Source organism: Crossiella sp. S99.2, assembly GCF_023094165.1.
Taxonomy (GTDB): Bacteria; Actinomycetota; Actinomycetes; order Mycobacteriales; family Pseudonocardiaceae; genus Crossiella.
The window spans coordinates 100,524-113,323 of the sequence record NZ_JALMDK010000004.1 but is presented as its reverse complement, the minus strand read 5'-3'; the positions used below and the strand labels follow the sequence as shown (position 1 = coordinate 113,323).

Sequence of the window (12,800 nt, the reverse complement as noted above, 5' to 3'; positions counted from 1 at the left end):
TAGCGCTGTGGTGGCGATGCCCGGTTCACCGATGATTTCCGGCCGCTTTCCGGGTCTGTACTGACAAGTGCCGGCGGTCGGTGCGGGAAGGGGAACCGGCGGCCATGACGGGGACGGGCGGGGCGCCGCTGCTGGGCGGGGTCGACCTGCTGGAACGTGCGGTCCGGTACGCCATGGGCGGCCTGGACCTGGTGACCCCGGCGACCCTGGCCTGGCCCACCCCCTGCCCGGACTGGGACGTCCGCGCGCTGCTGCACCACCTGGAGGACTCCCTGGCCGCGCTGGCCGAAGCCGCCGATCTGGGCCAGGTCGCGCTGACCCCGGCCCGCCGCGAGCGACCCGCCGCCGACCTGGTCGGCAGCCTTCGCCAGCACGCCGCCCGGCTGGTCCGGAGCTGGCGCCGCCGGGACGGTCCGGACCTGGTGGCGGTGGCGGGCTGTCCGGTCACCGCGACTCTGGTGCTGGTCACCGGCGCGGTCGAGGTCGCCGTGCACGGCTGGGACCTGGCGGTGGCCTGCGACGGCGACCACCCGCTGCCGGAGTCCCTGGCTCGCGAACTCCTGGCCCTGGTCCCGCTGTTCGTCACCCCGGCCGACCGCCCGCACCGCTTCGGCCCGGTGACCCGCGAGGGCCCGGATGCGGGCGCGGGCGAGTTCCTGCTGGCCTACCTCGGCCGCGATCCGGCCTGGCGCGGCCGGTCCCGCTGGAGCGCCTAGCGCGCCGCCGCCTTGGCCTGGTCGAACTCGGCGCGCGCGGCCAGCACCTCGCCCATGTGCTCGCGGGCCCAGCGGTCCAGGTAGGTGACGGTCTCGGCCAGGTTGTGCCCCAGCGGGGTCAGCGCGTACTCCACCCGCGGCGGCACCTCGGCGTAGGCGGTGCGGGTGAGCATGCCGTCGCGCACCAGGCTGCGCAGGGTCTGGGACAGCACCTTCTGCGAGATGCCGGTGATCACCGCGCCGATCTCGGTGAACCGGCGTGCGCCGTCCCGCAAGGACAGCACGATCAGCACCGTCCACTGGTCGCCGATGCGGTCCAGTAGCTGCCGGGCCGGGCAGTCCCGGTCGTTCGGATCGAATTCCACGACGTCAGCTCCTTTGGTTCCCTCTAGATAGTAACTGACTTCAAAGTCATTACTAACTTTGGGGAAGTATTGGGATGCGGGGCCGGTTGGAGCGAATGGAAGAACCCCCACCGCCCGAGGAGGCAGTAATGACGATCGTGGTGACCGGCGCTACCGGACAGCTCGGCAGGCTCGTGGTCCAGCACCTGCTGACCAAGGTCCCCGCTGATCAGGTGATCGGCAGCGTGCGTAACCCGGACAAGGGCGCCGACCTGGGCATCGAGCTTCGCCAGGGCGATTTCGACCGTCCGGGGACCCTGGCCGCCGCCTTCGCGGGCGCGGACAAGCTCCTGATCATCTCCACTGACGGGGAGAGCGCAGCCGACCGGGTGCGCCAGCACACCAACGCGGTCGAGGCGGCCAGGAACGCCGGGGTGAAGCACATCTTCTACACCTCGCTGACCGCGGCGGACACCGCCAGCATCGCGCTGGCCGAGACCCACCGCCCGACCGAAGAGGTGGTCCGCGCCAGCGGCATCCCGTACACGATCCTGCGCAACAACTGGTACTTCGAGAACGACCTGGGCACCATCGCGGGCGCGCTGGCCACCGGCGTGCTGGCCACCTCCAGCCAGGGCGGCCGGTTCGCGCCCGCCGCGCGCGCGGACTACGCGCGGGCCGCGGCGGCGGCGCTGACCACCGACGGCCACCAGAACACGATCTACGAGCTGGGCGGCCCGGTCTCCTACAGCTACGCCGACCTCGCCAAGCTGATCGGCGAGGCTGCGGGCAAGGACGTCCAGTACACCGAGGTCAGCCCGGCGGAGGCCAAGGCGGGACTGCTCGGCGCCGGTCTGCCTGCGGGCTTGGTCGGGGTGATCGTGGACTTCTACCGGGCGCTGGGCCTGGGCGAGCTGGACGTGCCGCGCGGGGACCTGGAGAAGCTGATCGGCGGGCCCGCGCTGTCGCTGAGCGAGTTCGTCGCCCAGGCGGTGCGTGGCTAGCGGGTGCGCAGCCGGTCCTGGCAGATGAGCGGCGTGCCCTCCTGCCAGGACCGGCAGCGCGGCGCGTTGCGGGAGACCGCAGCCGAGCTGATCGGCTGAGGTGTCAGCGGCCGTCCAGCCGGGTCGCGGCGTTGCCGAAGCAGAACGGGGCGGGTTCGCATTCGGCGATGAAGTCGCCGGGGAAGCCCAGCTCGAACGGCGCGGCCGATTCCAGGCGGTCCAGGGCGTCCTGGGGGAGGACCAGGTCGAGCGCGGCCAGGTTCTCGGTGAGCTGGGCCAGGCTGCTCACCCCGACCAGCGGCAATACCGCCTTGGACCGGCTGCGCAGCCAGGCCAGCGCCACCTGCGCCGGCCGCGCGCCCAGCTCTTCGGCGACGGTGCGCACGGCTTCGGCGGCGGCGAGTTCGCGCGGGGTGAGGGTGGCCGGGTCGACCCGGTTGGACTCCGCGGTGGCGGTCAGTTTGCCCGAGGCCAGCGGCGCCCAGGCGGTCACGCTCATCCCGAACGCCTCGGCCATCGGCAGCAGTTCGCGCTCGATATCGCGGCTCAGCAGGTTGTAGGGGACCTGGAGACCGGCGAACGGGGTCTGGCCGCGCCACTCGGCGAGGGTGTTCGCCCTGGCCACCACCCAGGCGGGGGCGTCGGAGATGCCGGTGTAGAGGATCTTGCCCGCGCGCACGGCGTCGTCCAGCGCGCGCATGGTCTCCTCCAGAGGAGTGTGCCGGTCCCAGAGGTGCGCCCAGTAGATGTCGAGGTAGTCGGTGCGCAGCCGGCGCAGGCTCTGCTCCAGCGAGCGGGTCAGGTTCTTGCGGTGGTTGCCCGCGGCGTTCGGATCGTCGTGGTCGCGGGAGAGGGTGTACTTGGTGCCGAGCACGAACCGGTCCCGGCGGGTCAGGATTTCACCCAGAAGGGCTTCGCCGTCACCGTAGGCCGAGGCGGTGTCCAGCACGTTGCCGTCGGCGTCGGCGTAGGCGTCGATGATGCGCCGCGCCTCGGCCTGGTCGCTGAACACCATGGTGCCCAACAGGATTTCCGAGACGCGCAGGCCGGTCTGGCCGAAAAGTCGGTACCGCATGCCGTCCATCCTGCGGGTGGCGGGCCTGTGGATGGGAGACCGTGCGAGGGACCCTTTCCGCGTAGGGTCGAGGATCGTGGCGGACAACGTGCTGGGTGGGTTCCTGCGGGCGCGCCGGGAGGCGGTGACCCCGGCGGAGGTCGGGCTGCCTGCCGGCCCGCGCCGGCGCACACCCGGACTGCGGCGTGGTGAGCTGGCGGAGCTGGCCGGGATCAGCGTGGAGTACCTGACCCGGCTGGAACGCGGCAGCGACCGGCACCCCTCGGGGCAGGTGCTGGGCGCGCTGGCCGACGCGCTGGGCTTCACCGCGGACGAGCGGGTGCACCTGTACCGCCTGATCAAGGCGAGTGCCGGGACGGCCTGTGCGTTCGCCTTGAGCCAGGTGGCCGAACTGCGGCCGACCGTGCGCACGTTGCTGGACCAGCTCGACCCGGCGCCGGCGTGCGTGCTCACCCCGCAGGGCGAGGTGCTGGCGAGCACCTCGGGGTTCCGGCGGCTGGCCGCGGCGACCGGGTTGCTGGATGAGGAGCCGGTCAACCTCACCCGGTTCGTCTTCAGCGATCCGCGCGCCCGCACCCTGTTTCCGGACTGGGCCCGGGTGGCGGACGAGCGGGCCGCGGTTCTGCGCACCGCGGCGGATCTGGGCGACCATCCGGCGGCGGTGCTGGCCGAGGAGCTGGCGATCATGCTGGGCGCGGAGTTCAGCCGCCGGTACGCCGCGGCCGTGGTGCTGCCCGCGTGGACCGGTGTCGAACACTGGGCGCATCCGGAGGCAGGGCCGCTGACCCTGGGCTACGAGAGCCTGCCGGTGCCGGGCACGGACGAACTCCGGCTGCTCGTCTACCTGCCGGTGGACCAGGCCACCGCGGAGGCACTGGCCGCGTTGCAGTCCGGGGCGGTGGTGTGATCGAGGAGCTGAAAGCCAGTCGCGCCAACGGGAAACCCGTGCCGCTGTGGTGATGTCCGTTGCCGGGCAACGAATCCGGTGGATCCACCGCTGACCGGTACCGCCGTGGCCGATCGATGTCGGCCACCGCCATCGAGGAAGGCCGGGACCTGTCCTCGATGAGCGGCGTCGTGGTCGGCCGGCTACCGGCTGCCGCCGGTCTGACGGCCCGGCCTCACTTCAGGTGCCGGGTGAAGAATCGGGCCGCGTCGTCCACCTCGAACCACGGGGTGCCGGTGTGCCCGCCCAGGTTGGCGTGCAGCGTTTTCTCCTGGGCGCCGAAGGTGTCGAACAGGTCCAGGGCCTGCTGCCGGTCGTTGCCTTCGTCGTCCCACTGCAGCAGGAACTGCAGCGGCACGGTGACCCGCCGGGCTTCCTCGCGCAGGAGTTCGGGCACGAAGCTCATGCCGAAGAACACGGCGGCCGAGACGCGCGGCTCGACCATCGCCAGCCGGATGCCGATGGAGTTCATCCCCTCGTAGCCGACCGGGCCGCCGATCTCGGGCAGTGACAGGAGGGCATCGAGGATGGTCCGCCATTCCGGGACCGCCTTGTCGACCATCGGGACGATGAAGGCTTCGAGGATCTCCTCGATCGGCTCGCCGGCCTCCTTCGCTCGGCGGAGGTCGGCGCCTGTCTGCTCGTCGGCGGCGGAACGGGGCCGGTCACCGCAGCCGGGGGCGTCGATGGCGGCGGCCGCGAAGCCGTACTCCGCCGCGTAGTGGCGGGCTCGGGCCACCAGCCGGGGAAGCCTTTTGTGGAAGCCGCCGGGGTGTCCGATCAGGATCAGCGGGGCCGGTTCGGATCCAGGCGTCCACAGGATGCCGGGGATCTCGCCCAGGGTGAATTCGCGTTCGAGGACGCCGTCGTCGAGGCGCTGTTCAGCGGTGAATCGCACGGTCGTGCCTTTCGGGAGTGCTCGTGAACGGCGCTCCCGGACGACCTAGCGTCCGACCGTGACCCCGGAGGGGAGCACCCATGTCGCTACGTTCACGGGTACCACCTCCTCGTTCTTTCGCACGGCCGCCGGAAAGCTAGCAGCGGTCGTCGTGGTCCGCCAACGGGTTTTCGCGGCGGCTCCTGTGTTTTTGCTGCCCAGATGACCTCAGGTGGCGGGGCGGCCGAACCAGCGGGCGAGGTGGTCGTCCAGATCCTGCTGGTGTTCGCCGATCCAGGCGACGTGGCCGTCAGGGCGGAGCAGGAGGGCCGGAACATCCAGTGCCGCGGTGGGATCCGCGATGAGGTCGACTCGATCCGACCAGCCCTCGACGGTCAGCCATTCGGTGCGGTCGAGCACCAGGCCGCGGCCCCGATGTAGCTGGTCGTAGAGGCGGCCTTGTTTCAGGTCGAGGTCGCGCAGGCGGCGGCCGAGCAGGTCGAGGCCCGCGCCGAAGTCGTAGCGGATGCCGATCGCGGTGATCTTCTCGATCAGATGGCGGTTCACCTCGTCGAAGTCCATCAGTTCGGTGAGCAGCCTGCGCATGGCCCGCGCGCCCGGTTCAGCGGAACCCAGCAGCATCTGGGCGCGGGTGTTGTCCAGCACGTCCGCGGCGACCGGATGACGTTCGGCCTGGTAGGTGTCCAGCAGGGTCTCCGGCGCCCAGCCGCGGATCTGTGCGGCCAGTTTCCAGCCGAGGTTGATCGCGTCCTGCACGCCCAGGTTCAGGCCCTGCCCGCCGGCGGGCGGGTGGATGTGCGCCGCGTCGCCGGCCAGCAGCACTCGCCCGACCCGATACCGCTCGGCCAGCCGGGTGGCATCGCCGAAGCGGGACAACCAGCGTGGGGAGTGCACGCCGAAATCGGTTCCGGCGATGGCCCGCAACGCTCGTCGGAAATCCTCAAGAGTGGGTGGCTCCGCGCGATCCTGGCTGACTTCCGTGGCCGGGACGACGACGCGATAAACCCCTTCGCCGAAGGGGTCGAGACTGAATACCTTGTTGGTCTCGCGAATGTGGGTCACCTTGGCGGCGATCTCCTCCTGTGACACACCCACTTCCAGCTCGCCCATCAGTGTGTCGGTCCGCGAGGGTTCGCCGGGGAAACCGACGCCGAGCAGGGTGCGCACCGTGCTGCGCCCGCCGTCACAACCGACGAGATAGCGGGAACGCAGCCGCTCCCCGTCGGCCAGTTCGACGGTCACCCCTTCGTCGTCCTGCTCGACACCGGCCACCGCGCAACCGCGCCGGACCTGCGCGCCCAGTGCGATCGCATGTTCTTCGAGCAGGTGAACGATAACCGGCTGCGGGATACCCAGCAAATAGGCGTGCGCGGTATCCAGGCCCTCGGGCGCGGGTTTGGCGATGGCGGCGAAGAAACCGCCTGCCGGACGCTGTCTTCCGTGTTCGAGAATGCGATCGAGCAGTCCGCGCATGGCCATCAGCTCGATACTGCGAATATGCAGGCCGACGATGCGGACGAAAGAAACGGGCTTGGTTTCCTTCTCCAGGACGAGCACCCGCATATCGTGTAACCGTAGTTCGGCGGCCAGCATCGCACCGGTCGGCCCACACCCGGCAATGATCACATCGAACATGAACCGTCCATTCGGAAAATTCTGTCCCATCCAGTCGGCATGTGTTCCTAATCCAGTGTGCGGCACCCCCGGGTCTTGTCGCAAGCGATATATGGTGAAACGGGAGGGGGCTTGTCCGATTGATTTCGAGAGCGTTCGGCGAACCGGGAATTCGACGCTGGCCGGTGCGGCGGCGGGACGCGAGCCAACCTGAGCTTGCGTTCGAATCGAACGTATGTTCGACTCGCTGGCATGCGATGGGAAGCGCAACGGGTCGACGCCGGGCAGCCGGCGCTGCTGTCCCTGTCCGGGTTCATCCGCTCGGTCCGCGCGCCTGAGTTACCCCGAGTGTGTCAACCAACCACACTCGAACGGGCAACTACCAGCAAGGACACCGAGCATGAGTGCACCCACCCCCCGTAGGCGACGCCGGTTTAAGAAGCAGGTTAGCGAGCGACTGCCAGCCATCCCGTTTACCCCTGAAGACGATGCGTCAGTGTGCTATTCCCGGCAGTCGCATTTCTCGGATGAAAGCACGTCTAGTGAAAGTCAGAACCGTGACACGCATCGATGGTCGAACGCCTACGATGTTCCGATCGCTGCTACGGTAGAGGACCTTTCTGTTTCCGGCGACCTGGAACCCCACAAGCGCAATGGACTCAAGGTATGGCTGTGTGATGCGCCGCCGAAGCCGTGGAAGACGTTGGTTGTCTCTAAATTGGACCGCCTGGTTCGCAATGTAATGGATGCGCTGACGCTGCTGGAGTGGCTTAGGTCGCGGGGAAAGCGGCTAATTTCCATCGCCGAGGGAATCGACTCCAGCAACTCAATGTCCGAGTTTCTGATCACGTTGATCGCGGCATTCGCTCGCATGGAACGTGAACGGATGAGGGAACGTTTTCGTTCGTCGAAGGCGACCCTTAAGGCGGCGGGTCGTTGGTCGGGCGGAGGTCACATTTATGGCACTATGCCAGTTGAGTTGCCTGGTGGTGGCTGGTTTCTCGGGATTGATCAGTATGCGGTCAGGATTCTGCATAAGCTTTCCAAGATGGCGCGGACTGGGGTGAACCTCACCGATATGTGCGCCTGGTTGAACGAAAACAAGGTACTGAGTCCAACGGACCGGCAAATTCAGTTGTATGCAGAGCGGCAGCGGAAAGACCCTGAAACGACCGAATTCAAAGGGTACAAGTGGCAAAGGACCGTGGTTCGCCGATTGTTGGAGCATCCGGACCTGGTCGAGCTTGGCATCTTTGAGCCCGCCGAGCAGGCGGAGATTTCTGCCAGGCTAGAAGAAAAGTCGCGACGGAAAAATCGGGGAAGCAATCAGCCTCGCGCTTTTTCTGGGGTGCTGGTGTGTCCGGATTGCCTTGAGCCTCTGTGGCATCGTGGCCACCATGATGAGCGGATTCGTGCTGACGGAACCGTGGCTGTGTACGACTATCGGTACTGGCGTTGTGGCACTCCTGAACACGGTTTTGCGATGCGTGCGGATGAGATTGAACCTTTGGCAGAGCAGGCTTTCTACAAAATCTTCTCAATGGTTCCGGTCCGTGAGCGCATCGTGATGCCACCAACCGATCACGCGAACGAGATCGCGAAGCTGGAACGGGAATACACCAAGGAGATGTCCAAGGTAGCGCGCGCCGGTAAGCCGGAAGATCGAAGTAAGGCCATGGCGAACGGAGCAATGATCTTGGCGGATATCGACACGCTCAGGGCGCTTCCGGTCGACCCGGGGGGTGTGCAGTGGGTGCCGACCGATCGGACCTGGAAGGAAGAGCTAGAGGGGCTGCAATCGCAGGACCGGCGGCTGAGGTGGCTGGAACTGGGGTTCCAGTTCGCGGCCAAGAAGCGGCCGGATGGTTCCTGGTCGGCCCGCTGGCGGTTGCCTGACGGCTGGCAGGAAGCAATGCCGGAACTGGCCGCGTGGAACGAACGGGTAGCCGACAACGGCGCAACCATTGAGATCGCAGACTTGCTCAGCCCGACGCCGACCGGGCGCACCGAGACGCAGCCCGGGGACAGCTAGCGCTCGGCCGAAACGACAACAAGGACCCCCTCCGCGCAAGGCGGAGGGGGTCCTTTTCTATGGGAAGCAAGGGAATCCGCTGCCCCGGCAGATGGTTCGTTACCGGAACGGCCGTGCTGGGCTCAGGAGGCCGCACACGGCGCTGATCCTGGCGGCCACCTGGTGGACGTCCGCGCCGTCCACGGAGAGCCACAGGCCGCTGTCCTGCTCTGCGGCGAGCGTCGCCGTGATCGGGCTGGCGTCCTCCGTGCGGCCCTGCCTGGTCAGGGCAGGGCCTGGACGCTGCGGCGTGCCGCTGAGGGCCTGTACGGCCCGCACAGCGGCCACCATGTCCGGACTCGGCGCGTGCAGGGTTGCGCCGCTACTCACCTGGTGGCCTCCCCGGTGTCGAGGGTCAGGGCACGGCCGGAGTCGTCGCGCGGGTCGGCTACCGGGGTGACGCGCCGTTCGGTGACCAGCACGATGCCGAACGCGCTGAGCACGGCGACCACCGCGCCGATGGCACCGGTGAGGGCATCTCCCTGGATGCCGGTGAGCAGGCCGGAACCGACCAGTCCGGAGATCAGCGCGGACAGGCCGCCGATCCAGGACGCGGCGGTGCGCAGCGGGCGCGGTCGCGCGGGGGTGGGGGTGGGCAAGGTGGGTGGTTCTCCTTTGTGGTGGTGTGGGCTGGCTTCGGGGGTGTTGATGAGCCAGCGGGCGGTACGGGAGAGCAGGAACCCGGCGAGGGCACACCCGAGGAAAGTCAGCTGTGCGAGGTCGCCGAGTTGGTGGGGGTTCAGTCCTTGTGTTCCAGCTCGGCCAGGCCGGTGCGGATGACGTGCTCGGCGTGGTCGACGTAGTCGCGGAGCTTGCGCCCGAGCACGATCACGACGACGCCTGCGATCACGACCAGTGCCCGCCCCACTGCGCGAGGCCGGCGGCAGAGCTGCCGGGCGGAAGGCTCCGCCCGGCACTCTTCCTGCAGGCGGTTCGGGTCGGGCGGGGTGGTGTCCGCGGTCGGGGCGGTCATCGGCTCACCCACCCAGCAGCTTGCGCCAGGTCAACGGGCCGACGATGCCGTCAGCGCCGAGTCCGGCGCGCTGCTGCATGTAGACCACCCGGGCATGGGTGGCCGGACCGAAGACGCCATCGGTGGCCAGCCGGGCGAGCTTGGGGTACCAGGCATTGAGGATGCGCTGGACCTCGGCCACGGCCGGGCCAGTGCTGCCGCGCCGGATGGTCGGACGCCCGCCCGGGTTGGTTCCCGGCCCTGGGCCGGGGCCACCGCCGGAGAGCCCCCAGCCCTGGGTGGCGTCATAGCCGGACTGGGTCAGGCTGACGGAAATGTGGGTGTGGTTCACGTGGGGGTTGGTGCCGGTGTAGGTGCGCCAGGACCAGCCCGAGGCCGGGGACGCGATGCGCCGGGCGGAGATCACGTAGGAGCCGTTGCCCAGCGCGGGGTGTCCGCGCTGTCCGAGGGTGCGGACATGTTCGGCGATGTGCAGGCCGATGCCGGTATCGCCCCCGTGGCCGGAGTCGAAGTCATAGGCGCGGACCACGCCCACACCGTTGCTGTCCTTGACCCACGGGTTGTGGTCGGACTTGCGGGAGGCGTGGGCCGGGTCGCCGATCCAGCCGTCGCTGGCCTTGTCGCGGCCGGGCCACCGGGCGTTGACCTCATCGCGGAGCACGGCCAGGCAGCGTGCGAGTCGGTAGGCCATTAGCCGGTGACCTCCTCGCCCATCAGGGATTCCGGGTTGTCGTCCTCGCCCGGGGCGAAGTCGGAAACCTCGACCTCGGCCGGGTGGTGGTCATCGTCGTAGAGCACGTCAGGTGCGGTCACAGAGTCCTTTCAGCGTTGCGGGGCAAGGGATTGTGTGAAGGCGTGCGGCATCACCTCCTCGGCCTGTGGTGCGGGGAGGGAGTGCGCGCCGTGGCTCAGGGGGCCGGGGGTTCGGCGCGCAGGGTGAGGGAGTCGGACAGACCGTCTGCTGTGGACAGGGTTCGGCGGATGCCGATCACGCTGGCGCGGATCGGTCCGCCGAGTCCGTCCGGGTCGAGCACGGTCACGACGTCGCCGAGCTGCAACCGTGGATCACCCGGTACGGGGATCTCGGCCAGCACGGGTGTGGGGTCGGCCAGGTCGGTCAGCAGCGAGCGCGCCACGGCAGCGGCGGAGCCGGGTTCCTGACGGAAGGCGTTGCCCTGCAAGGCCAAGGTCCGTCGTCCGTAGCGCTGCGCGGAGGCCGGGTTGTCCCACAGGTGGTCTGTGGCCGGTTCGTCGCTGATCTCCAGTCCGTTGATCCGCAACGTGGGGCGGTCGCCGAGGGCAAAGCGGATGGTGAACGGGTGCGGGTTGGTGATGTCGAGCTGCACTGTGGATTCGTCCTCGAACTGCCGCACCCGCACGATGACGCCGTCGGCGAACTCGCCGCTGCTGGCGTCTACGGCCACGAAGGAGTGGCGGACGTCGTCATCCCAGGCTTGCGGGGACAGGGCGTGCAGGTCGGCCTGGGCCACCTGGACCCGGCGCGACATCTGCACGGTGACGAAGAACTGTCCGGTGATGGTGTCGAGCTGTTCGGGGGTGCGGGGTTCCCACACGGTCACGGCGCTGGTGACTTGCAAGCGGGGGGCGGTGCTGGCGCTGACGGCGTTGCGGACGCTGTCCAGGGAGGTTGAGACGGTCAGGCCGGACAGGGACACGGCCGCGTCCAGGGTGCGTACCGGGGCGGCGCTGGCGCGTCGGCGGGCGCTTTCCCTGTTGGCGAAGCGGAAGCGGCCGGACTCGTCGAACTCGACCACGCCGTACTCCGCGCCCACGGCGGTGCGGATGACCTCCCAGGAATCGGCGGAGACGACATCGGGCAGGCCGTAGATCCAGTTCAGCCCCGTGTCCAGGTCGGCTTGGGAGGCGTGCGGGGTTCCCCAGTCGGCAGGGATCTCCGGGGCGTAGCTGATCTGCATGCACTGCACCGGAACCGGTGACGCACCGAGGACGGTGGCGTGCCTCCCGCCGGTGTAGGTGGACAGGGTGCCGATCGTGGCCGTGTACGGGCCGTGCCGGACACCGTCCACGTGCCAGACGGCGGTGAAGTCGTGGACCTCGGCGTCCCAGTGCACCCAGCAGCCGACCGCGTGCCAGGCCGGTTCTCCGGTCAGGCTCGGCCCGTCCAGGGTCAGCACCTTGTTGCCCTGGGTGTGGACCTCAAGGGTAAGAATTCCGTTGGCGCGCAACAGGATGTCGAAGGTTGTGCCGAACTGGTCCTGGTGCCCGCTGGTGCCCATCCCCAGCAGCAGGCCACTGGAGTTGCTGGACAGGGCGTTGCTGGCACCGGCCAACAGGTGGAACTCAAAGGCGTGCCCGGCCCCGTGACCGGGGCGGAACTCCCGCACGCAGCGTGCGAGGAACTGCGCGAACATCTTGCTGGTTCCGTTGAGCGCCAGGCCGTAGCGGCCCGGTACGTACTCGGGGGTGCCGGGTTCTTCGGGGAAGCCGGTGACGTCACCACGGTTGCCGACGTCCGGCCATGCGCCGCCGTGCCCGGTCATGGCCCACATGCAGTCCGTCCGGGGCGGCGGGGAGAAGTAGATTCCGTTGCGCCGCAACACGTAGTCGATGACCCATTGCGTGTTCGTCCTGTTGCGCCACGGCCAGATCCGGCGGTTGTAGTAGGCGGATCGGTGTTCCGCGCCGAGTGGGAGCGTGACCGGGTTGCGTAGGCGCTCAGCCGGGTCGAGCGCGTCCAGGGTCACCGTGCGCTCGGCGGAGTTGATGCTCAAACCCCGTGTGGTGCCGTGGAACTGGGGCACCAGGCGCGGGCCGTCCTGGGTGGCCAAGCCGATCTCAGCGCGGACCGGGGTGTCTTCCCGGGGCCGGGCGTGCAGCGGGCTGTCCCGCCGGTAGGGGGAGAGCAGGCGGGCGATGTCGCGCGGGTCGCCGTTGCGCGCTCCGGCCAGGGTCGCCGACAGGCGGGCGGTGGTGTAGCCCTCGACAAGGCGACACTCGGCCGGGAGGTCCCCGGTCAGGGAGCGGTCCACGGTCACCGACTCGGTGACCTCGGTCAGGTCGGCGAGCGGATGGGCGTAGCGGCCGTCGCGGTCCCAGTCCGCGCGCAGGCGCACCAGAGGGGTGCGCACCGCGCCGTGGGTGGCCGCGGCTAGGGCGGTGTCCTCGGGCATCTGCACC

14 protein-coding genes are annotated in these 12,800 nt (G+C 68.9%); 4 read left to right on the top strand and 10 right to left on the bottom strand.

Annotated features, from left to right (window positions below; genetic code table 11):
- Positions 1–104 precede the first annotated feature (104 nt).
- On the top strand, positions 105–716 hold the full coding sequence (locus MZC64_RS16310; protein WP_247757556.1) for a TIGR03086 family metal-binding protein: 612 nt from the start codon (positions 105–107) through the stop codon (positions 714–716).
- Here the strand turns inward: MZC64_RS16310 and MZC64_RS16305 are convergent.
- Entirely contained in the window at positions 713–1,081 is a 369-nt protein-coding gene (locus MZC64_RS16305) for a helix-turn-helix domain-containing protein (protein WP_247757555.1), read from the bottom strand. The two genes, MZC64_RS16310 and MZC64_RS16305, sit on opposite strands and share 4 nt — an antisense overlap.
- A 128-nt stretch (positions 1,082–1,209) precedes the next feature.
- Here MZC64_RS16305 and MZC64_RS16300 point away from each other — a divergent pair, with 128 nt between their 5' ends.
- On the top strand, positions 1,210–2,064 hold the full coding sequence (locus tag MZC64_RS16300; protein WP_247757554.1) for an SDR family oxidoreductase: 855 nt from the start codon (positions 1,210–1,212) through the stop codon (positions 2,062–2,064).
- Between the two features lie 103 nt (positions 2,065–2,167).
- Here MZC64_RS16300 and MZC64_RS16295 read toward each other — a convergent pair whose 3' ends face one another.
- A complete protein-coding gene (locus MZC64_RS16295) occupies positions 2,168–3,139 on the bottom strand; it encodes an aldo/keto reductase (RefSeq protein WP_247757553.1) in 972 nt (323 codons plus the stop codon).
- Positions 3,140–3,215: 76 nt separating this feature from the next.
- Here MZC64_RS16295 and MZC64_RS16290 point away from each other — a divergent pair, with 76 nt between their 5' ends.
- Positions 3,216–4,046, top strand: a complete 831-nt coding sequence (locus MZC64_RS16290) for a helix-turn-helix transcriptional regulator (RefSeq protein ID WP_247757552.1) — start codon at positions 3,216–3,218, stop codon at positions 4,044–4,046.
- Between the two features lie 214 nt (positions 4,047–4,260).
- Here MZC64_RS16290 and MZC64_RS16285 read toward each other — a convergent pair whose 3' ends face one another.
- Positions 4,261–4,983 (bottom strand): alpha/beta hydrolase, encoded by a 723-nt coding sequence (locus tag MZC64_RS16285; RefSeq protein ID WP_247757551.1) that lies wholly within the window; start codon positions 4,981–4,983, stop codon positions 4,261–4,263.
- Between the two features lie 207 nt (positions 4,984–5,190).
- Positions 5,191–6,618 (bottom strand): rifampin monooxygenase, encoded by a 1,428-nt coding sequence (gene rox / locus MZC64_RS16280; RefSeq protein ID WP_247758259.1) that lies wholly within the window; start codon positions 6,616–6,618, stop codon positions 5,191–5,193.
- Positions 6,619–6,997: 379 nt separating this feature from the next.
- On the opposite strand from rox, the gene MZC64_RS16275 reads away from it, so the two are divergent.
- Positions 6,998–8,629, top strand: a complete 1,632-nt coding sequence (locus MZC64_RS16275; protein WP_247757550.1) for a recombinase family protein — start codon at positions 6,998–7,000, stop codon at positions 8,627–8,629.
- Positions 8,630–8,728: 99 nt separating this feature from the next.
- Here the strand turns inward: MZC64_RS16275 and MZC64_RS16270 are convergent, their stop codons facing one another.
- The 6 genes from MZC64_RS16270 to MZC64_RS16250 form a co-directional block, all read right to left on the bottom strand.
- The gene (locus MZC64_RS16270; protein WP_247757549.1) at positions 8,729–8,998 is read right to left on the bottom strand and encodes a hypothetical protein; all 270 of its coding nucleotides are present in this window, start codon (positions 8,996–8,998) and stop codon (positions 8,729–8,731) included.
- Positions 8,995–9,267, bottom strand: coding sequence for a hypothetical protein (locus MZC64_RS16265; protein ID WP_247757548.1), 273 nt, complete (start codon positions 9,265–9,267; stop codon positions 8,995–8,997). Before MZC64_RS16265 ends, MZC64_RS16270 begins: the two co-directional genes overlap by 4 nt.
- A gap of 140 nt (positions 9,268–9,407) precedes the next feature.
- Positions 9,408–9,641, bottom strand: coding sequence for a hypothetical protein (locus MZC64_RS16260; protein ID WP_247757547.1), 234 nt, complete (start codon positions 9,639–9,641; stop codon positions 9,408–9,410).
- 4 nt (positions 9,642–9,645) lie between these two features.
- Positions 9,646–10,332, bottom strand: a complete 687-nt coding sequence (locus tag MZC64_RS16255) for a peptidoglycan-binding protein (protein WP_247757546.1) — start codon at positions 10,330–10,332, stop codon at positions 9,646–9,648.
- Entirely contained in the window at positions 10,332–10,454 is a 123-nt protein-coding gene (locus MZC64_RS47830; protein ID WP_282105432.1) for a hypothetical protein, read from the bottom strand. Before MZC64_RS47830 ends, MZC64_RS16255 begins: the two co-directional genes overlap by 1 nt.
- A 95-nt stretch (positions 10,455–10,549) precedes the next feature.
- Positions 10,550–12,799 carry a hypothetical protein gene (locus MZC64_RS16250; protein ID WP_247757545.1) on the bottom strand — a complete coding sequence of 750 codons (2,250 nt, stop codon included), beginning with the start codon at positions 12,797–12,799 and terminating at the stop codon, positions 10,550–10,552.
- Between the last annotated feature and the right edge of the window lies 1 nt (position 12,800).

Excerpts from the sequence above, each read along its gene's own strand:
- MZC64_RS16310 (WP_247757556.1), top strand. The coding sequence starts at position 105 with ATGACGGGGACGGGCGGGGCGCCGCTGCTGGGCGGGGTCGACCTGCTG.
- MZC64_RS16300 (WP_247757554.1), top strand. The coding sequence starts at position 1,210 with ATGACGATCGTGGTGACCGGCGCTACCGGACAGCTCGGCAGGCTCGTG.
- MZC64_RS16295 (WP_247757553.1), bottom strand. The coding sequence starts at position 3,139 with ATGCGGTACCGACTTTTCGGCCAGACCGGCCTGCGCGTCTCGGAAATC.
- rox (WP_247758259.1), bottom strand. The coding sequence starts at position 6,618 with ATGTTCGATGTGATCATTGCCGGGTGTGGGCCGACCGGTGCGATGCTG.
- MZC64_RS16275 (WP_247757550.1), top strand. The coding sequence starts at position 6,998 with ATGAGTGCACCCACCCCCCGTAGGCGACGCCGGTTTAAGAAGCAGGTT.
- MZC64_RS16260 (WP_247757547.1), bottom strand. The coding sequence starts at position 9,641 with ATGACCGCCCCGACCGCGGACACCACCCCGCCCGACCCGAACCGCCTG.
- MZC64_RS16255 (WP_247757546.1), bottom strand. The coding sequence starts at position 10,332 with ATGGCCTACCGACTCGCACGCTGCCTGGCCGTGCTCCGCGATGAGGTC.